General features: G+C 67.5%; 17 protein-coding genes. 8 read left to right on the top strand and 9 right to left on the bottom strand.

The features are described 5' to 3' along the window. Positions 1-55: 55 nt before the first annotated feature. Complete coding sequence (locus EP28_RS04370) at positions 56-307, bottom strand: DUF8006 family protein (RefSeq protein WP_049982756.1); 252 nt, start codon at positions 305-307, stop codon at positions 56-58. A gap of 148 nt (positions 308-455) precedes the next feature. On the opposite strand from EP28_RS04370, the gene EP28_RS04365 reads away from it, so the two are divergent. The 5 genes from EP28_RS04365 to EP28_RS04345 all read left to right on the top strand — a co-directional run bounded on the left by EP28_RS04365 (position 456) and on the right by EP28_RS04345 (position 6,695). Continuing rightward, positions 456-1,730 (top strand): TIGR00341 family protein, encoded by a 1,275-nt coding sequence (locus EP28_RS04365; protein ID WP_049982830.1) that lies wholly within the window; start codon positions 456-458, stop codon positions 1,728-1,730. A 206-nt stretch (positions 1,731-1,936) separates the two neighbouring features. Continuing rightward, a complete protein-coding gene (locus EP28_RS04360; RefSeq protein ID WP_049982755.1) occupies positions 1,937-4,198 on the top strand; it encodes a formate/nitrite transporter family protein in 2,262 nt (753 codons plus the stop codon). Between the two features lie 59 nt (positions 4,199-4,257). Beyond that, positions 4,258-5,007, top strand: coding sequence for an SIMPL domain-containing protein (locus EP28_RS04355; RefSeq protein WP_049982754.1), 750 nt, complete (start codon positions 4,258-4,260; stop codon positions 5,005-5,007). Positions 5,008-5,099: 92 nt separating this feature from the next. Beyond that, on the top strand, positions 5,100-5,636 hold the full coding sequence (gene msrA, locus EP28_RS04350) for a peptide-methionine (S)-S-oxide reductase MsrA (protein WP_049982753.1): 537 nt from the start codon (positions 5,100-5,102) through the stop codon (positions 5,634-5,636). A 171-nt stretch (positions 5,637-5,807) separates the two neighbouring features. Then, complete coding sequence (locus EP28_RS04345) at positions 5,808-6,695, top strand: bile acid:sodium symporter (protein WP_049982752.1); 888 nt, start codon at positions 5,808-5,810, stop codon at positions 6,693-6,695. 51 nt (positions 6,696-6,746) lie between these two features. Here EP28_RS04345 and EP28_RS04340 read toward each other — a convergent pair whose 3' ends face one another. The 5 genes from EP28_RS04340 to EP28_RS04320 form a co-directional block, all read right to left on the bottom strand. Next, positions 6,747-8,861 carry a DUF7997 domain-containing protein gene (locus EP28_RS04340; RefSeq protein WP_049982751.1) on the bottom strand — a complete coding sequence of 705 codons (2,115 nt, stop codon included), beginning with the start codon at positions 8,859-8,861 and terminating at the stop codon, positions 6,747-6,749. 81 nt (positions 8,862-8,942) lie between these two features. Continuing rightward, positions 8,943-9,770, bottom strand: coding sequence for an FAD-binding protein (locus EP28_RS04335; RefSeq protein ID WP_049982750.1), 828 nt, complete (start codon positions 9,768-9,770; stop codon positions 8,943-8,945). Positions 9,771-9,838: 68 nt separating this feature from the next. Next, entirely contained in the window at positions 9,839-10,903 is a 1,065-nt protein-coding gene (locus EP28_RS04330) for an ABC transporter ATP-binding protein (protein ID WP_155118428.1), read from the bottom strand. Next, positions 10,894-11,709, bottom strand: a complete 816-nt coding sequence (locus tag EP28_RS04325; RefSeq protein WP_049982749.1) for a molybdate ABC transporter permease subunit — start codon at positions 11,707-11,709, stop codon at positions 10,894-10,896. The genes EP28_RS04330 and EP28_RS04325 overlap by 10 nt, the downstream gene beginning before the upstream one ends. Continuing rightward, positions 11,710-12,723, bottom strand: a complete 1,014-nt coding sequence (locus tag EP28_RS04320; protein ID WP_080506051.1) for an extracellular solute-binding protein — start codon at positions 12,721-12,723, stop codon at positions 11,710-11,712. It abuts the gene before it with no gap. Positions 12,724-12,781: 58 nt separating this feature from the next. Here EP28_RS04320 and EP28_RS04315 point away from each other — a divergent pair, with 58 nt between their 5' ends. Continuing rightward, positions 12,782-13,207: a Tfx family DNA-binding protein gene (locus EP28_RS04315; protein WP_049982748.1), complete on the top strand. Its 426-nt coding sequence runs from the start codon at positions 12,782-12,784 to the stop codon at positions 13,205-13,207. A gap of 183 nt (positions 13,208-13,390) precedes the next feature. On the opposite strand, the gene EP28_RS04310 is transcribed toward EP28_RS04315, so the two are convergent. From EP28_RS04310 to EP28_RS04300, 3 genes are all read right to left on the bottom strand, one after another. Further along, positions 13,391-14,311, bottom strand: a complete 921-nt coding sequence (locus EP28_RS04310; RefSeq protein WP_049982747.1) for a DUF1641 domain-containing protein — start codon at positions 14,309-14,311, stop codon at positions 13,391-13,393. Beyond that, positions 14,308-15,483, bottom strand: a complete 1,176-nt coding sequence (locus EP28_RS04305) for an NAD(P)/FAD-dependent oxidoreductase (RefSeq protein WP_080506050.1) — start codon at positions 15,481-15,483, stop codon at positions 14,308-14,310. The genes EP28_RS04310 and EP28_RS04305 overlap by 4 nt, the downstream gene beginning before the upstream one ends. 288 nt (positions 15,484-15,771) lie before the next feature. Further along, positions 15,772-15,951 carry a DUF8073 family membrane protein gene (locus EP28_RS04300; protein ID WP_049982746.1) on the bottom strand — a complete coding sequence of 60 codons (180 nt, stop codon included), beginning with the start codon at positions 15,949-15,951 and terminating at the stop codon, positions 15,772-15,774. Between the two features lie 258 nt (positions 15,952-16,209). Between EP28_RS04300 and EP28_RS04295 the strand changes: the two genes are divergently transcribed. Together EP28_RS04295 and EP28_RS04290 are read left to right on the top strand one after the other, a co-directional pair. Further along, positions 16,210-17,634: a cytochrome ubiquinol oxidase subunit I gene (locus tag EP28_RS04295; protein ID WP_049982745.1), complete on the top strand. Its 1,425-nt coding sequence runs from the start codon at positions 16,210-16,212 to the stop codon at positions 17,632-17,634. After that, the gene (locus EP28_RS04290; protein WP_049982827.1) at positions 17,627-18,634 is read left to right on the top strand and encodes a cytochrome d ubiquinol oxidase subunit II; all 1,008 of its coding nucleotides are present in this window, start codon (positions 17,627-17,629) and stop codon (positions 18,632-18,634) included. Before EP28_RS04295 ends, EP28_RS04290 begins: the two co-directional genes overlap by 8 nt. Position 18,635: the final 1 nt, after the last annotated feature.

Here is an 18,635-nt window from a genome sequence, read left to right as displayed (position 1 = left end):
CGCCGACGCGACCGACGAGCCCCGACCGCCCGCATGACGGTCTGCGACCGCCCGGTCAGCGGCCGCTCATCGTCCACAACAGCGCGCCGACGAGGATAAGCGGGATGCCGGCGAGAACGTACACCTTCGGCATCGTGGTGAACGGTGCGATCATGAATATCAGCCCGAACCCGGCGAAGACCGACGCGAACACCTTCTGCGACTTCAGCGGCACGGCTCCCAGAAGCGAGACGATGAACCCGAGCAGTATGACGTGCCCGAGGTGGTAGTCGAGCAGGAACGTGTCGATGGCCAACGGCGAGAGCATTCTTGTCCGAAGGTGTGTGGGATTCGCGCATTAAAGTTCCGTTTCGCGCGGGGTGCCCTGGAACGGTACCGCCCGATCCGCCCCGGTGATCACCGCCCGTTTATATGGTCCGCGGGAGAGAACCCAGACCGTGCGACTCGTTCAGGTCATGATCCCGGCGGGAAAGCGCGCGGCCGTCGTGCGCGCGCTGGACGACGAAGGGGTGGACTACGTCGTCACCGACGAGACGAGCGGACGCGAGTACACCGCGGTCGCGACGTTCCCGCTGCCGACCGCCGCCGTCGAGCCCGTTCTCGAACGGCTCCGGGAGGCGGGTATCGACGAGCGAACCTACACCGTGATCGTCGCCGCCGAGACGGTCATCTCTCGGCGGTTCGAGGCCTTAGAGGAGGAGTACGCCGAGGAGTCCGAACACGGCGGCGACCGCATCTCGCGCGAGGAGCTACAGACCAAGGCCGACGACCTCGCCTCCGGGATCAGCACGTACGTGTTGATGACCGTGATCTCCGCGGTGATCGCGACCGCCGGACTCCTGTTGGACTCGCCGGCGACCGTCGTCGGGTCGATGGTGATCGCCCCGCTCATCGGTCCCGCGATGTCGGCGGCGGTCGGAACCGTCGTCGACGACGAGGACACCTTCCGACGCGGGGTGCGAATGCAGATTCTCGGCGTCGCTGTGGCGGTCGTCGCCGCGACGGTGTTCGCGTTCGCCGTGCGCTCGCTCGCCTTCGTCCCGCCGGGGCTCGACCCGCTCGAACTCGCCGAGGTGTCGGAGCGCGTCGCGCCGAACGTCCTCGTGCTCGTCGTGGCGATCGGTGCCGGGATCGCGGGCATCGTCTCGCTGATGACCGGCGTCTCGGCGACGCTCGTCGGCGTCATGATCGCCGTCGCGTTGATCCCGCCCGCGGCCGCGGTCGGGATCGGCATCGCCTTCGGCATTCCGCGGCTCGTGCTCGGATCCGGCGTGATCGTCGCCGTCAACGTGCTCTCCATCAACCTCTCCGCGCTCGTCGTCCTCTGGTACGAGGGGTACAGGCCGCAGCGCTGGTTCCGCGAGGACGACGCCCGCGCCGCGTTCGTTACGCGCGTCGCCGTGCTCGTCGCCGCCATCGCGGTCCTCTCCGTGTTCCTCGGCGGCGTCACCTACGAATCCTACGTGGCGTCGACGACGGAGGCCGACATCCGGTCCGCGACCGGTGACGAGCTAGCAGCGCTTGATTCCGGACTGGAGCTGCTCGAACTGGACGTCGAACGCGGCGGGATGCTCCCGCCGCTCGACACCGAGCGCGTGACCGTCACGGTCGGAACGCCGCCGGGCGGGACGGTCGACGGCGTGGCGGCCGCGCTCGACGATCGGATCGAGGCGACGATCGACGGTGAAGTTCGCGTGGAGGTCCGGTTCGTCACGGTCGCACGAGCCTGACGCCGAGACGGCCGACGGTCCGGTCACCCCGGCCGCCGGCCGTTCTCACCCTCCGCCCCCTGACGTAGCGGATGCCGAATCAGTGAGCGACGATCGGATTCCCTGCAAAATCTGCTACTATCTCCCGCCAAAGTTCAAAACCGGCGTTTTTCGGCGCGTATGCCGAAAGAGGAACTACTTTTTACCGCGGCTCCAGTGGTAGGACAGTGACCGATTCAACGCGGCCGGACGACGATTCGATGCGCGAGGTCGTCGAGCGCTCTCGTAGCGGCGCGCCGGCGGTCGGCGAGGCCGTCCGGGACCGGTTCTCGTCGGACGAGGTGTTCCAGCGGATCATCGCCGCCGCCGACGAGGAGGTGACCTCCGGGAGCCGCGAACTCTTCTTCAGCGGGCTCGCGGCGGGGCTCGCGATCACGATCACGTTCATGCTGTACGCGTCGCTCACGGCCGCCACCGACGGGCATCCGATCTTGAGCGTCCTCCTGTACCCGCTCGGCTTCGTCTACATCATCATCGGCGGCTACCAGCTGTACACGGAGAACACCCTGCCGCCGGTGGCGCTGACGCTCGAACGGCTCGCGAGCCTCCCGACGCTGCTGCGCCACTGGAGTATCGTTCTCGCCGGCAACTTCACCGGGGGAGCGTTCGGCGCGGTCGTGCTCTCGTACGGCGGCGTCTTCACGGGCGAGACGGTCGACGCCGCAATCTACATCTCCAGCGGGGGCTTCGAGGTCGGCTTCTGGCCGCTCTTTTTCAAGGCCGCGATGGCGGGACTGATCGTCGCCGGCGTCGTCTGGGTCGGATTCGCCTCCACGAACTCCGTCACGCGGCTGCTCGTCGTCTACCTCGCGTTCCTCGCGATCCCGCTCGGCGACCTGTACCACGTCGTGGTCTCGTTTACCGAAGTGCTGTATCTGTTGTTTGCGGCTGATATGGGTCTGTACGCTGGCGACGTCAGTCTCTACGGCGGAATCGTCGGATTCGTGCTCCCCGTGCTTCTCGGGAACACCATCGGCGGCGTCGTCCTCGTCACGCTGGTGAACTACTTCCAGACGAGCGAAGAGCGGCTCGAAGAGGCGCGCTTCGAGGGGATGACCCGTCGGCTCACCGTGCCGGAGTGGGCGCTCGGGCGGGCGGCCGGGCGGTCGTACGTCCCGATCTTGGACGCCACGGAGGCGACGCTGTTCGCCGACGAAGGCCACCGGATCATGGTACCGATCACGAACCCGCGGACCGACGGACAGATAGTCGAGCTGGCGAGCCGGCTCGCGAGCGACCGCGAGGACGGAGTCGTCCACATCGTCCACGTCGTGCAAGCGCCGGAGCGGATGTCGCTGTCGGCGGGGGCCGGGCGGATCGCCGACGTCTCCGAGGAGGGGATGGAGGGACTCAAAGCGACGGCGGAGGAGTACGACATCGACGTCTCCACCTCGACGGTCGTCACGCACCGCTCGTTCGAGGAGGTGTTCAACATGGCCCGCCGCACCCGTCCCGACGCCGTGTTGATGGGCTGGGGCGACGATCAGCTCTGGAGCGCGGCCCGCGCGGAGCGCCCGATCGACGAACTCACGAACCAGCTCCCCTGTGACTTCCTCATCTTGAACGACCACGACCTCGACACCTCCCGGATACTCCTCCCCACCTCCGGCGGTCCCGACTCGACGCTCGGCGCGGAAGTCGCGAGCGTCCTCTCGCGGACCGCCGGCTCGACGGTTCGGCTGTTACACGTCGTCGACGGTCCCGAACACCGCGAGGAGGGCGAGGGATTCCTCACCGCGTGGGCGAGAGAGAACGGGTTGGCGGACGCCGAGCGAGTCGTCGACGACAGCGGCGATGTCGAGGAGGCGATCACCCGCGAGGCGACGGGGAACACGCTCGTGATACTCGGTGCGACGGAGAAGGGGATGCTCTCGCGGCTGGTCTCGAACTCGCTGCACCTCGATATCACCAACGACGTCGACTGCTCGCTGCTTCTCGCCGAGCGCCCGAGCAGGCGGTCGATCCGCGAGCGGCTGTTCGGCTCCGGTCGACGCGACACCACTCCCGTCCTCGACGGAGTCGAGCGCGACCCCGAGAAGTCGAGCGGTGCCGACCTCGGCGAGGCGGACGCCGAGCCGCGGCTTGACGAGTCGACGGACACCCGCGGGTCCGATGTCGACACGAGCGCCGAGGTGGGCGACGCGGAGCGCGAGGACGCACCCGACAGCGACGAGACGGCCGATCTCGATGTGGAACGCGATCCGGATGCCGACGCAGATCGATCATCGGAGCGGGCGGTGATCACCGATCACGACGATGACGGCGCGGACGACGACGCGAATGCCGACGGTTCGGATGCTGACGGCGAGGAGTCGCCCGAACCGGCGGTTATCACCGACCACGACGACGAAGACGAGGCGGACGACGGAAGCGAGGCGGACGACGAAGACGGTACTGACGATCCGGACGCCATCGATCGCGACGGGTAACACAAACGGCTCTTTGTCTCACCGGCGGCTTCTTGCCGGTATCCGACGTGTCTCCTCGTATGGACAGACGACTCACTGCGATCGTCGGCGTGACGCTGCTCGTCGCGCTGGCGGGTTGTTCGGGACTCGCCGGATCGACCGGCGGCCCCGGGAATGGGCCGGGCGACCAGGCGACGCTCGACGGGCGCATCGACGTGGCCGCAGACGGCGAGGCGACGGCGAGTCCCGACCGCGCGACGATCCGCGTGGCGGTCACCGCGTCGGGCTCGGACGCACAGGCGGTCGGTGACGACCTCGCGGCCGCCGACGACTCGCTGCGCGCCGGACTGACGGAGTGGGGGCTCACGGAGGACGCCATTCGGACCGTTCGCTACGACGTGAGCGAGACGTACGAGTCGCGCGAGAACCCCGAGCGCGAGCAGTACAGAGGCGTCCACCAGTACGCGATCGAACTTGACGATGTCGACGCGGTCGGCGAGGTCATCGACGTCGCGATCGACTCCGGCGCGGACGAAGTCCAGCGGATCCAGTTCGGCCTGAGCGACGACCGCGAGGCCGAGGTTCGCGAACGGGCGCTCCAGAACGCGATGGCGAACGCCCGCGACGACGCCGACGTCCTCGCGAACGAGAGCGACCTGACGATCGAGGGCGTCCACGCCGTCTCGACCGGCGGGTCAGGCGTGTCGCCGTACCGGGTCGCCGATAGTGCGGCGGTGGCCGAGGGCGACGCCGGCGGCGCGTCGACGGGCATCGAGACCGGCGACGTGAGCGTGCGGGTGTCGGTCAACGTCGTCTACGCGGTCCAGTAACGCCAGTCGCGGACGCGGGCGAGCTCCTGCGTGGGTGACACCAGATTCCCAGACGCACACGATTCATACGTCTCCGCGCCCTACCACTGAGCATGTCAAAGACGCGCGAGACGGCGACGCTCGGCGGCGGATGCTTCTGGTGTACGGAGGCGGCGCTCGAACAGCTCGCCGGCGTCGAGTCGGTCACCTCCGGATACGCCGGCGGCCACGTCGACGACCCCACCTACGAGGCGGTCTGTTCGGGTTCCACCGGCCACGCCGAGGTCGTGCAAGTCGAGTTCGATCCGGCCGTTCTCGCCTACGAAGACGTACTGGAGGCGTTCTTCGAGATCCATGACCCGACCCAGCTCAACCGCCAGGGGCCGGACGTGGGCAGTCAGTACCGGTCGATCGTCCTCTATCACGACGAGACGCAGCGGGAGGTCGCCGAGGCGTACGTCGACGCGCTCGACTCGGCGTACGACGACGACGTGGTCACCGAGATCGAGCCGCTGGAGACGTTTTACCGCGCCGAAGAGCACCACCAGGACTACTTCGCGAAGAACCCCGACGACGCTTACTGTACCTTCCACGCGAAACCGAAGATGGAGACGGTGCGCGAGAAGTTCGACGCGACGGTCGCGGAGTAGGCGGTCCCGTGGCGGTGGCGTGGTGTTGGTGGAGTAGGCGGTGGCATAGCGGTGGCGGAGGCACTAGTTCCGATCGGCGCAGCCGTCGACGTTTTGGGACATTTGCACGCGTCACCAGCAGGTATATTTTCGTCCCCGTCAGAGTGAATCGGACTGGCCGAGCCACTCGTCATGATCCGGACCGCACTCGCGCGATTCTCGAACGTGCTCCTCGTCCTCGGAGCCGCCGGCGTCGGGGTCCTCGCGCCGCAGTTGTCGCCGTATCTCGACCCGCTCATCACGCCGCTCGTCGTCTTCCTCGTGTTCACGTCGCTCCGGGGCGTCCGGTTCGAGTCGATCGACTACTCGTCGTACGCCGCGATCGTCGCGCTCTCGCTCGGCCTCTCGTACGTCGTGTTGCCGCTCGCGGGGATGCGGCTCGTCGAACTCGCGCTCTCGGACGCGGCCGTGATCGGGTTCGCGGTCGCGCTCTCGGTCCCGACGACCGCCGGAAGCGCGATAATCTGGACGCGGCTCGCGCGCGGCGACGCACAGCTGGCGACGATCGGCTCTATCGCGTCGCTGCTCGTCGCGCCCGCGGCGACCCCCCTCGTGCTCACCCGGCTCGTCGGCTCGCGGATCACCGTTCCGACGGCCTCGATCCTCACCGACCTCGCGGTGATCGTCGTCGTCGGGGTACTGCTCACCGTCGTCGTCCCCACCGACGCGCTCGCGGCCGAGACGGTCGATCGAGCCTCGACGGTCGCGATACTCCTCCTGATCTACACGGCCGTCGCCGGCATCGGCGTCTTCGGCATCGACGGGGGCGCGCTGCTCGCGATCGTCGGCGTCGCCGTGCTCCTCTTTTGCGCGGGTGCGGCGCTCACGGCGGGCTGTCAGCGCGCTCTCGGTATCGGGCGCGATCAGGGGGTCGCGCTGTGTTTCACCACCAACCTCAAGAACCTCGGGGTCGCGCTTCTCGTCACGTTGCCGTTCGCGGACCCGCTCGTCACCGCCGCGATCATCGTCTACTACGTCGTCCAGCAGACCGGTGGGGCCGTGCTCGCGGACGCGACGTGAGGTGGCAGTTCGGGCTCGCCGCGGTCGGGGGGGCGGATTCCGCGACGCGTCTCACTCTGCGACGGTCGGGGGCGACGACAGCCGGTCGGCGTCGGCGAGCAGCGCGACCGTCGCGAGCCGGATCGCGTGCGGCCACCCGAGCGGCGTCGCGCTGTCGGCCGTCCCGTCGTCGAAGAACTGCTCTGGGAGATACCCGGTCGGCGCACACAGCGTGCCGCCCGGAGAAACGCACGCGAGCAGCTCGCGGGCGCGGGCGAACATCTCGTCGGCCCGCGGGTCGTCGTGGGCGGCGAGCAGCGCGGCGAGTTCGGCGCAGGCGTTCGCGCCCCACGCGGTCGAGACGGTCCACACCTTCTCCGAGCGCTGGCCCGCGCGTCGCCAGCCGTCGCCCTCGTAGCGTATCAGCCCCGACACGGCGTCAGTCTCGCGGGCGAGCCCGTCGACCACGCGCTCGACGTGTGCGACCAGCCGGTCGAGCCTCTCCGCGCCGACCTCGTCGACGGCGTCGAACGAGCGGTGCGCGCTCGCCAGCGCCAGCGTCGCCGAGTCGAGCCGGTCGTCGATCTCGCCCTGTGCGGTCTCGCGAAGGGCGTAACACTCCCGCTCTGGCACCCACAGGTCGTCTATCGCGTCGAACACCCGCGCGGCCTGCTCGCGGGCGTGGGCGGTGAGGTCGTCCGGCAGATCCGTGTCCGTCCGACTCGTGGCCGACGAGTCCGCGTCGAGTGCCGCGGCGTCGAGCCCCTCGCCGTGGCGCGCGAGGTCGCTGTACGCCTCCAGAAACGTCGCCGCGGTGTGCCCGAATCGGCCGATCGAGTCCTCCCACGCGTTCTGACAGACAACGGGGAGACCGTCCGGCGCGAGCGTCTCGTCGAGTCCCGCGAGCGCGGCGACGAGCGTCCGGTCGAGGCCGTCGACGTCGACGCCGGCGGCGCGCGCTCTCGCGAGGAACGCGATGACGCTCCCCGTCTGGTCGGCCTGATAGTCCGTGTCCGGTCCATCCTCGATGCGCGCGTTCGCCCAGCCGGGCGCGAGCGCGCCGTTCCGGGGCCACACGCGGTGCGGCCACGACCCGTCGGGCCGCTGGGCGTTGACGTACATCGCGGCCGACCGGGCGTGCCAGTCGTCGAGCCCGAGTCCGAGCCGGTCGGCGGCGTCCACGACGAACGTCGAGATCTCGGCGTCGTCGCGGAACCATGTGTAGCCGTACCCGCCCGAGTGCTGGTAGTGCGGGTCGAAGTCGGGGCCGGCGATCCGGAGCCCGGACTCCGCCGAGAGCAGCGAGAGCACGCGTAGGTCCGCGACCACCGACTCGCGGGCGGGGACTGACTCCGGCACGTCCGGAACCGTCTCGCGCGCGGCATCGGCGAGCCGGTCCCCGGAGTCTGTGTCGACGGCCACCGCGTCATCGAGGAGCGTCGAGAGCCATTCGCGTGCCGCCTCGCGGCTCGTCTCGGTCCGGTCCGTCAGGAGCGACCCGACGGCCGCGACTCCGTCATCGAAGGGAACATCCACGACGACCTCCCCCGAGAGCCGCTCCTCGTCGTAGTGCGTGCCGTCGCGGTCGCGCGGCAACTCCGTCGGCGCGTCGTCGAGGACCTCCGCGAACGTCGCCGGAAGCTGTCCTCGCAGGTCGGTAACGCCCGTGGCGCTCGCGAGGAAGTCGTGTTCGTCGGCGTGGTACACCTCGACCGCGTCGTCGTACCGGAGCTGACCGACGCGCTCGTCGCGCCCATCTGGCGCAAAGCGGGCGTACACGACGAGCGAACAGTCCTCCGCCGCGAGGTCTCCGTCGGTGTCGACGGCCAGAGTCGCGCGCGTGACGTGAGCGTCGCCGAGCGTCGCGTCGTGGCGGGTCACGGTCGCGCCGTCGACCTCGTGGACGGTCTCCACGAGCGGCGCGTCGCCGACGTACCGCTGGCTCGTGTCGCCCGCGTCGAACCAGACGTCCTCGCCACCGACCAAGAGCCCGAACCGCGCCCGAACGAGGCCCGTCTGTCCCGTCAGCGGATAGCCGAAGTCGCGGAGTTCGCCGTCGCCGTCGACGTGGACGAGACGGCCGTCGCCGCCGGAGAACCGACCGGAGACGGTCCGTCGCTCGCCGGGGAACCGCGTCTCGTGCCCGGTGGTGCGCTTGTAATCGTCGAGGGCGTCTCGAAGCTGCATCTGTGACTGTATTGACTCGAAATCGTATTAATGTTTGTACCGGACCGTTGCCGCGCGGCGACGGAGACGGTGACGTCGTCCCTATTCGAGGCTCGGGTGCGTCCCCTGCGGGTCCGGGTGCGGCTCCGCGAACGCCGACCGCATCCGTTCGCGAGCGTCCGCCGCGCGCTCTCGTCGCTCTGTCGCGTCGATCTCCTCGCAGCCCGGCGGTAGGCCCCGATCGCGGTCGGTGAAGTACCCGTCCGGCGTGACCCAGTCGTGATAGAACGGCCGGTCGGCGTCTTCGAGGATCGTCACGCCGACCTCCGCGCCGTGGCCGGCACACACCGCCGCCTGGTGGGGCTTCCGTGCGATTCGACCGGCGGCGTACACTCCCTCGACGCCGGTCCGTCCCCGCTCGTCGACGTCGAGGTACGCCTTCCCGCGGTCGACGACCTCGACGCCGGCGAGGTCCGCGAGATACCCGACCTCGTTCTTGCTCGCGGCCACGACGCGAGCCGTCTCGACGCGAGCGCCCGCCTCCGTCTCGACCGCGAACCGACGCGCGTCACCGTCGCTCTCCGGCGGCGCGTCGTCCGCGGCCGACGCGTCGGGCCGTTCGACCTGCGTGACCCGCCCCTCGATCCGGTCGGCTCCGGCCGCGTCGGCCTGCTCGCCGAGGAGGTCGAGCAGTCGGCGGGCGTCGACGCCCACGGGGAACCCCGGAAAGTTCTCCAGTCTGGCGTTCCGCCTGAGGACCGAGCCGCCGGCGTCGACGACGAGCGTGTCCAGCCCGTGTCGCGCCGTGAACACGGCCGCAGAGAGCCCCGCGACGCCGCCACCGACGACCACCACGTCGCGTCCGCGCCGCTCGGCTCCCGTCTCGTTCGCTCCCGTCTCGCTCCGCCGTGCCTCGGATTCCGTCTCCATACCCCGCCGACAGGCGCGGGCCAGCGTAATCGCTTACGGTCCGCCGGCTCCGCACACCGGGCGACTCGCTATGATTCCGCGCCGTCCGGAATCAGATGGACCGACTCCCGTGGGACCGATACCCGGACGTCCGAGCCGGTCTCAATCGACAGGCGTTCGAACGTCGTCGGACGCACGTTCACGGCGAGCGGCTGTGCCGTCCCGACGTCGACATCGAGCCGGTACGCGCTCCCCTCGTTGAGCCACCGACACACCGTCCCGGCAACGGCGTTTGCCGTGCGGTCGCCGGTCGCGTCGTTCGACGGTTCGATGACGATCCGCGACGGATGGATACAGACCGTCACGGTCGACGCGGCGGGGGCCGACGCGGTCGTCCGGAAGTCGCAGTCGCCGACGCGAACCCGCGCTCCGTCCGGATCTTCCTCAGTTACCGTTCCTTCGAGGAGATTTTCGTTACCGGTGAAGCTGGCGACGAAGCGGCTTGTCGGACGAGTGAGCACCGCCGACGGCGTCCCGACCTGTTCGAGCCCGCCGTCTCGAACGATGGCGATTCGATCGCCGAGCGCCGTCGCCGTCCGCTGATCGTGTGTGACGTACAAGATGGGGATATCGAGCGAGTCGAACAGCCCGTGCAGTTCGTCCCGAAGCCGGGTCCGGATCGGGGCGTCGAGACTCGACAACGGCTCGTCGAGGAGCAGCGCGTCCGGCTCGGTCGCGAGCGTCCGCGCGAGGGCGACCCGCTGACGTTCGCCACCGGAGAGCGTCGATGGGGTCCTGTCGAGTACGTCGTCCACTTCGAGGAGCGTCGCAAGCTCCCTCGCTCGGCCGTCTTCCGTCGCCGCGTACTCGATGTTCTCCCGGGCGGTCATGTGCGGGAAGAGCGCCCCCTCCTGAAAGACCATCCCCACGCGCCGGTCTTCGAGCGGCAGCCCGACCAGCTCTCGTCCGTCGAGCCGGATCGACCCCGCGTCCGGAGCCGTGATCCCGGCGACAGCCGAGAGCAGCGTCGTCTTCCCGCTGCCGGACGGTCCGAGGACGGCGAGCACCTCGTCGTCGACCCGCAGGTCGAGCGGACCGAAGTCGAACTGGTCGTAGGCTTTGTGCACCCGCGAGAGTTCGAGCGTCAGTCCCATGGGTTCGAGGCGACGGTGTTGAGGCACACGAGCGTCGTCGCGGCGATCAGTACCAGCAGTATCGCCACCGGATAGGCGTTGTCCAGTCCGAGTTCGACGAACGACACCCAGATCTGGACCGGCATCGTTCGAGGGTAATACGCCAGCATCATCGTCGCGCCGAATTCGCCTATCGCCCGCGCGAACGCGAGCGTCACTCCGGCGAGAATCCCCGGTCCGGCGAGCGGTAGCGTCACGTTGCGGGCGGTCGTCAGTCGGCTCTTCCCGAGGGACCGCGAGGCGTGTTCGAGCGTTCGGTCCACGCTCTCGAACGCCGCCTTCGCCGTCACCACCACGAACGGTGACGCGACGAACGTCTGGGCGAGCACCACCCCGGCGAGCGACCGCGTGAGCGGAAACCCGGCGGCGGCCGCGGCCTCGCCGATCGGTGATCCCGGGCCGAACACGGTGAGTAACACGATCCCGCCGACCGTCGGTGGGAGCACCAACGGAAGGACCGCGGCCGCGAGGGCGACCTTCGCCACCGGTCCGTCGGTGCGCGCGAGCCAGTACGCGAGCGGCAGACCGAACAGCGTGGCGAGGGCCGTGCTGATCGACGCAGAAAGCACCGACGTGGTCGCCGAATCTACGACGGTCGGGTCGCTCATCCGGGAGAGAACATCTCCGACTGGCACCGAGAGAAACAGCGACACCAACGGCACGACGTAGTACAGGAGCAACACGCCGCCGCCGAGGAGCGAGACGTCGAGCCAGTCGAGTCCGAACGCGCTCGGTTCCGACCGCTCAGTGTGTGTCTCTGTCGTCATTCAAACCAGAACGGTGATGTCCGATACTGCGGCCGATAGCGCTTCGCCGGGACGATCGAGCCGGGATCGATTCTCGTCGGATAGGCCTGTCGTCCGGCTGACGCGCCGAGGAACCTCGCCCGTGTAGGCGGGGAACTGCTCGCGCAGGAGGAACCCGTGGTTTTCGAGGTACGCCCCGGTCGTGAGGGCATCGAACACGGACACTGCGGCGTCGCTCATGTGTCGAACAGTCGACCCGTAACTGATGAGTCCGCCCTCGACTTCCTGACCGTTCGGGAGCGTGTACGAGGGGTTCGAGTACCACTCCTCGGCGTACCGCGGGTCACTCAAGTTGATCTGCGTCGGCAACTCGACATACTCGTAGCCGCGCTCTACGGCCATGCTCCGGTAGGCGAACGCCGCGTCTATCGACCCGGTCTCGAACTGGCTGATAAGCGACGTCTCGGGATAGATCTGGTCTCGATGGAGGATCTGCGCCCCGAGATCCGACGCATCGTTGTAGTACCGCGAGGCGAGTTCGAGCGCGAAGAGCGTCCGATATCCGAGCGGGTCTTGATCGGGGTCGGTTCGGCCGATCCGCACGCTCCCCTCGGCCATCGGCTCGTACCACCGCTCGGCTCCGGCCTCTGCCACGCGCTCCCCGCCGGCCGTCTCCGGATTGTACGCAACGACGACCGAGTTGCTTGCGAACACCGAGTACCACGGCGGTGACAGGGGGCGTTCGAACAGTGCCACGTCGGCGACGGAGACGATGTCCGGGTCGCGCTGTCCCTCGGCGATCATCCGGGCGACCGTCGCCGAGCCGTGCGCCTCGACTTCGACCGGAACGTCCACGGCGGGTTTGAGCCCGTTTGCGATCGCGTTCTGGAGGCTGCCGGCCGCGAGGATAGCGACCGTCGCCGACCGGCCGTCGTCGCGACTCCGTCCACCCGTACAGCCGGCGCTCCCGGCGACGAGGGCCGTCCCGCCGGTCACGAGGAACTCTCGTCTCGACGAGCGCCGGTCAGTCACCATATCGGGAGGACATGCGTTTCGGAGAAAAGCTTATCTCAAACACATCTGTTTGACCCACATGGTCGCTACTGACTCGACGACGCTGACCGACCGGCAGGTCGAGGTGCTCGAACTCCGAGAGCGGGGACACACCCAACAGGAAGTGGCGGACCGGCTCGGAACGACCGACTCGAACATCAGCGCCATCGAACGGGCGGCAGAACAGAACGTCGAGAAGGCGCGCCGGACGCTGGAACTCGTTCGGACGATTCGGTCCCCGGTCCAGTTCTCCGTCTCGCCGGGGACGAGCTTCGACGATCTGGTTGCCGACGTGTACGCACACGGAGACGAGGCCGGCATCAAGATCGCGTACTGTCGACCGGAACTTTACACGCACCTCTACGGCGCGCTCGAAGGGTGCACGAACCAGAACGAACTCGACGCGACCATCGACGTCGGCCTCACCACCGAGGGCGAAGTGCGGGTCTTCACCGGAGAGATCTGATCCGGGTCACCGACCCCGACGGCGTCGCGATTCCGGGCGGGCAGCACTTCTCGAACGGTCCGAAATCGGAACCTGGGTGGTCGCGATGATTCCGGTAGCGAGGTGTCTCAGGCACGCTCCCGTGGTGGGCTCGTTCTCCCCGGTGGAGAGAGTCGCCCACTGCTGAAAGAGGGGCCACTGGCTTCACTCCGATCGGCTGGTGTCCCGCGTCTGACCGACGCGCTCGGCCGCTTCGATGAGCGTGCCGAGCGTCCGTTGGACGTTGTCGTTGCGCAGCGCCGACAGCAATCCGAACAGGCCGACTCGGCGGTCGGCTGTCTCGTCGGTAAACGCGCTCGAACCGGCATCGATCGTCTCGACGATCTGCGGGTCGGCCGCGCGTTCGGCCAGGTCGGCGGCCTGTCCCAACCGTGTCCCGAGCTGATAGTACTCATCGGTACTGCGGTCGGCAGCGTCGCCGAACCCCTCAACGAGCGCGAGCAGTCCGCGGACGGTCTCCATGTTCTCGCCGAGCGCGACGAGTGCGTCGACGGACTCCGCCCGATCGAACGCCGTAGCGAGCCGGCGCACGTCTTCGCGCGCAGCCGCAGCGGCCGCCCCATCTTCGGGAGCAACGTCCGCGAGCGCGTCGGTCGCGACTTCGAGCGTCGACAGCAGGTCGAGAAACGTGTCGGTGTTGTGCCCGATCCGGCGCAACAGGATCAGCGTCTCCTCACGCTCGAACGCCATGCGTAGCTGTGCGATCTCCCCGCGGTTCTCGGCGGCGACGGTTCGCAATTCGGGGACGAGTTCCGCCGAGAGGTCCTGTACGACGACCACTAGGTCAAGGAGGTCAGCCAGCGAATCGGCGTTATCGCCCACTCGCTCGACCAGTCGTCTGGTCTCCTCGTTTTCGAGAGCCGTTCGCAGGTCGGCCAGCGGCTCGCGGTTCTCCGCCGCGGCCGTTCGCAGCTCCGGCACGAGATCGTCGCTCAGGCCCCGAACGACGGCGAGTAAGTCCAACAGCGCGATCAGGTCGTCGGCCTGCGCGTCGACGCGAGCGGCCAGCTCGTCCAAGTCGGCGTCGGTCGTGAACGCGTCCACGTCGGATGATGTCTCACTCATGGGACCGGGTCGTATCCGCGCATCCAAACGTTCCAGTACAGCGATGGGATCACGTTGATGTCGAGGATCCAATTGAGTCGGCTCACGACCGGCGCGGAGATGGGGGCCTCGTAATCGAACTCCGCGATCATCGCCTTTCCCTTCTCGACGAGAATCGGACAGGCGGTGTATCCGTCGTAGTCGGGTGCGGGCGACCGGTCGTCGAGGTACCGCTCGACGTTGTCCACGACGACGTGCGACTGTTTGCGTGCGGCCGAGGCGGTCCGCGAGGTCGGCACATCGGCGTTGTCGCCGAGCGCGAACACGGCCGGATACCTCTCGTGTTGGAGCGTGTGTTCGTCGACGGAGACATACTCGCCACCATCGGTCAACGGCGAGTTCTCGACGACGAACTCGTGTCCGTACTGCGGCGGAACGGGCGCGTACAGGTCGTACTCCAAGACCTCTCCCTCCTCCGAGTGAACCGTCTGGTGCTCGTAGTCGACCTCGGAGACGGTGAACTCGGACACGAACGTGATGTCGCGATCGTCCCAGATCTGCTCGATCTGCTTTTGATACGGCGCCTTCGGCCCCGTGCCGAACACCTCCGACCCGGGCTTTGTCATCACGATCTCGGCGTCCTCGCGAACACCGCGCGTGCGGAGGTACTCCTCCATCAGCATCGTGAGTTTCAGCGGCGCGCCGCCGCACTTGATCGGCGTGTCCGGGACCGTCACGAGGAAGCGTCCGCCGTCGAACCTATCGACGGCGTCGCCCAACGCTCGCGCCGCGGAGGCGTGATAGAACGGATACACTGAATCCGTCTGGTTCCATCCCTCGATCATCCCCGGGACCGTATCGGGACGGAGGTCGTTCCCGACCGCAGAGATGAGAACGTCGTACTCATAGGTAGCGTCCTCCCCGTCGACGGTCTGTTCGTCCGGGTCGACCCCGACGACTTCGTCTTGAACGAACTCGACGTCATCGTGGAGCAACTCTCGCGTGTCTCGCTGATGCTCGTCGAGGTCCATGTACCCAAACGGGATCAGGTAGTAGGCTGGCTGGTAGCTGTGCGTTCGGCTCTTGTCGATCACGGTCACGTCGGCGTCGATGCGCCGACGGAGAGCGTTTGCCGTCATCGTTCCCGCGGCACCGCTGCCGAGAATGAGGACGGTCGGTCGTGTTGCAGTCATCGTGCGTGTAGAGTAGTCGTCATGAGTCGTTCAGTCCGTTCACGTGCCCTCGAAGTGCCGATACCACGGACAACGAGGACGAAACAGTCCATTCTGCCGTGACATCGGAGTCGCGCAGGGCGGCCCAATCGGCCGGGCCCGCTCCCCTTACCTCTGCCTTGAGTCGTGTGTCGCCCATTCTGTGTCACCCCACAACAGGTCTTCACGAATGATCCACATCGCCGTTCAGTTGTCGCACGACAACTTCGGAGTCCGGATCGCGGAAGAAGATCGACCGACTGCCGCACGTCAGCCGACCGCGTCCCAGTTTCGGTACAACGCCGCGCCGAACGCGAAGACGATCCCGCCGACCCCGACCTGCCGACCGACCGTCCCGATGTCACCGCTGAGACCGGCGACGATCGCTCGGGCAGTCATCACGACCGTAACGAGCGCGACGAGTGCGAGCACGGCGTGACGCGTCTCCATGCGTGACCACAGCTGTCCTGTCAACGAAAGGGGTCGGTTGGCGCAAGACAACCGGCACGTCCGTGCCGGCGATACCAAAGCGGTGTCCGAAACGGCGCGTCGGGTAGACGACCGCGACGGAGCCGATCGGTCCGCAATCGGGCGGCGCTAGACGTCGACTCCGCTTGTCCTGTGCCAACTCCGAGGTTATGCGGAACGGGAACCCAGCAGCGAACGAGAGAAGCGACCGAGATCGCACCACTCATCATCACGTACCACATGATCGACCCAGTACTCGCGAGCCGGTTTCAGTTCGCCCTGACGACGATCGTCCACATCATCTTCCCGGTGATGAGTATGGGGCTTGCACCCTTTCTCATCTACTTCACGTGGAAGGACATCCGGGGCGGCGATCCGGTGTATGAACAGCTGCGTCGCTTCTGGACCAAGATATTCGCTATCTCGTTCGTCGTCGGGACAGTGACCGGAATCGTGCTTGAGTTCGAGTTCGGAACGAACTTCGCCGCGTTCTCGACGACTGCCGGAGAGCTGTTCGGCGGCCCACTCGCCATCGAAGGAATGATGGCGTTCATGCTGGAGGCGACGTTCCTCGGGATATTCGTGTTCGGCCGCGAGCGCGTCTCTGACCGGCTGTATCTGATCTCCAGTCTTGCCGTCGGAGTCGGAACGTGGCTGTCGGCCGTGTGGATTCTCATTGCGAACTCGTGGATGCAGATGCCCCGAGGCTACGAGCTCGCCACCGAGAACGGCCATGAAGTGGTCCGTCTCGTCGACCCGGTCGCGGCGTATCTGAACCCGCGCTTCGGATACATGTACGTCCACATGCAAAACGCGGCCGTCGAGTCCGTGGCGCTGTTCATGGCCGGCGTCGCGGGGTACTACGTCTACCGGCACCACGTCTTGGGGAACGAAACGGAAAACATCGTCTTCTGGCACAAGACGCTCAAGATCGCACTGATCGCGTTGCTGATCACGGCACCGCTGCAGGTGCTTCAGGGCGACCTGTACGCGCGTCACGTGTACGAGACACAGCCGCAGAAATTCGCTGCCATGGAGGCCGTCTGGAACACCGAGTCGTACGTTCCCGAATACATCTTCGCCATCCCGACGGACCTGAGTCAACTCACCGATCCGCGTGCAAAAGAACTGTTCGGCATCGGTATTCCCGGCGGCGCGTCGTGGCTCGCCAGCGGAGGAGACGCGACCGCGGAGATTCGCGGGCTGAACACGTTCGACACGGAAGCACCCCCGGTCGCCATCGTGTTCTGGTCGTTCCGCGCGATGGTCGGCATGGGATTTTGGTTCATCCTGCTCGCGTTCTGGGGCGGTTATCGGTGGTACACCGGTGAGCTGTTCGAAGACGGACTGCTTCACAAGGCGCTGATGGCTTCCAGCCTGCTCGGATTCGTCGCAGTCGAACTCGGATGGGTCGTCACCGAGGTCGGTCGTCAACCATGGGTCATCCAAGGCGTCCTCAAGACGAGCGAAGGCGTCTCGCCCGGCCTCACCGGGACCGAGGCGCTGATCACGCTCGTCGGCTTCGTCGGCGTCTACGCTACGCTCTTGGCGCTGTACACGTACGTCGTCATACGCGTCATCCGCGGTGGCCCGCCCGGCGCGGACGCACTTGCGTCGGTCGGCGCTCCCGACGCTCCGCCCGCGGGGGTGCCCGGCGATGACTAGCGCGAGCGTCGAGGCGCTCGCTGCGGGGCCACTGTTCGGCCTGCCGCTGCCGGAGCTGTGGTTCGCCCTCGTGTTCGGCCTGTTGGGGACGTTCCTATTCCTCGACGGGTTTGATTTCGGTGCCGGCGCGATCTTCGCGACGCTCACAGACGACGAAGCGCGTGAGGCGGTGCTGTCGGCGATCGGGCCGTTTTGGGACGGCAACGAGGTGTGGCTCGTCGTCTTCGGCGGGGCGCTTTTCGCCGCGTTCCCGTCGGTGTACGCCGGCCTGTTCAGCCGACATTACCTGCTGATGTTCGGTATTCTTGGTGCGCTCATCCTCCGCGGGCTCGCGCCCGAAATGTACGAACAGCGCCACGACGAACGCTGGCAGCGGTGGTGGGGGCGATCGTTCGCCGCCGGCAGCGTCCTAGCGCCGTTTCTCCTCGGTGCGTTCGCGGGAAACTGGCTCGTCGGAAGCCCCCGATCGTTCACGCTCGTCGGCGTCGTCGTCGGGGTCACCGTCACGGCGTTGACCGTCGTGTCCGGTGCCGCATTCCTTCGACTGAAAGCTCGACACGCGCTTCCCGAGACGGTGACGCAGATCGGACTCGGTGCTGTCGTGGCGTATCTCCTCGCGGTCGTCGGGACCCTCGGCGTCTTGGCGTTCCGACTCCCGGCCGGTATCGACGCGCTGCTGTCGGCTCCGGTGCTCACGCTGGTCGCCGCCTCCGTCGCGCTCGGCGTCGGGTACGGCGTCGCGCTCCGACGCGGGTCGAACGCCATCGCGCTCGCGGCGGCCGCAGGTCTGACCTACGGGTTGATCGCGGTCGTCGCGATCCTCATGTACCCGAGTATCGACCCCGCGGCGGGGCTCACCGTCAGCGCGGCTGTCGTCTCGACGCTGCCGCTGAACCTCATGTCGATCGGGGCGGCGCTACTGCTCCCACTAATCGCGACGTACTTTGCCGTCTTGTACTCGGCGTTCAGCGGACCGATCACGGCCGACGAGGCGTACTGAC

This window comes from Halorubrum sp. BV1, from assembly GCF_000746205.1.
In the GTDB taxonomy this organism is placed as follows: Archaea; Halobacteriota; Halobacteria; order Halobacteriales; family Haloferacaceae; genus Halorubrum.
The sequence above is the reverse complement of the archived record's forward strand: the minus strand, read 5'-3'. Positions and strand labels throughout refer to the sequence as shown.

What these genes read in the sequence shown, in the direction of transcription:
- EP28_RS04295 (WP_049982745.1), top strand. Translation starts at nt 16,210, where the DNA reads ATGATCGACCCAGTACTCGCGAGCCGGTTTCAGTTCGCCCTGACGACG.
- EP28_RS04330 (WP_155118428.1), bottom strand. Translation starts at nt 10,903, where the DNA reads ATGGGACTGACGCTCGAACTCTCGCGGGTGCACAAAGCCTACGACCAG.
- EP28_RS04335 (WP_049982750.1), bottom strand. Translation starts at nt 9,770, where the DNA reads ATGGAGACGGAATCCGAGGCACGGCGGAGCGAGACGGGAGCGAACGAG.
- EP28_RS04320 (WP_080506051.1), bottom strand. Translation starts at nt 12,723, where the DNA reads ATGGTGACTGACCGGCGCTCGTCGAGACGAGAGTTCCTCGTGACCGGC.
- EP28_RS04290 (WP_049982827.1), top strand. Translation starts at nt 17,627, where the DNA reads ATGACTAGCGCGAGCGTCGAGGCGCTCGCTGCGGGGCCACTGTTCGGC.
- EP28_RS04370 (WP_049982756.1), bottom strand. Translation starts at nt 307, where the DNA reads ATGCTCTCGCCGTTGGCCATCGACACGTTCCTGCTCGACTACCACCTC.
- msrA (WP_049982753.1), top strand. Translation starts at nt 5,100, where the DNA reads ATGTCAAAGACGCGCGAGACGGCGACGCTCGGCGGCGGATGCTTCTGG.
- EP28_RS04310 (WP_049982747.1), bottom strand. Translation starts at nt 14,311, where the DNA reads ATGAGTGAGACATCATCCGACGTGGACGCGTTCACGACCGACGCCGAC.
- EP28_RS04300 (WP_049982746.1), bottom strand. Translation starts at nt 15,951, where the DNA reads ATGGAGACGCGTCACGCCGTGCTCGCACTCGTCGCGCTCGTTACGGTC.
- EP28_RS04305 (WP_080506050.1), bottom strand. Translation starts at nt 15,483, where the DNA reads ATGACTGCAACACGACCGACCGTCCTCATTCTCGGCAGCGGTGCCGCG.
- EP28_RS04340 (WP_049982751.1), bottom strand. Translation starts at nt 8,861, where the DNA reads ATGCAGCTTCGAGACGCCCTCGACGATTACAAGCGCACCACCGGGCAC.
- EP28_RS04355 (WP_049982754.1), top strand. Translation starts at nt 4,258, where the DNA reads ATGGACAGACGACTCACTGCGATCGTCGGCGTGACGCTGCTCGTCGCG.
- EP28_RS04365 (WP_049982830.1), top strand. Translation starts at nt 456, where the DNA reads ATGATCCCGGCGGGAAAGCGCGCGGCCGTCGTGCGCGCGCTGGACGAC.
- EP28_RS04345 (WP_049982752.1), top strand. Translation starts at nt 5,808, where the DNA reads ATGATCCGGACCGCACTCGCGCGATTCTCGAACGTGCTCCTCGTCCTC.
- EP28_RS04315 (WP_049982748.1), top strand. Translation starts at nt 12,782, where the DNA reads ATGGTCGCTACTGACTCGACGACGCTGACCGACCGGCAGGTCGAGGTG.
- EP28_RS04325 (WP_049982749.1), bottom strand. Translation starts at nt 11,709, where the DNA reads ATGACGACAGAGACACACACTGAGCGGTCGGAACCGAGCGCGTTCGGA.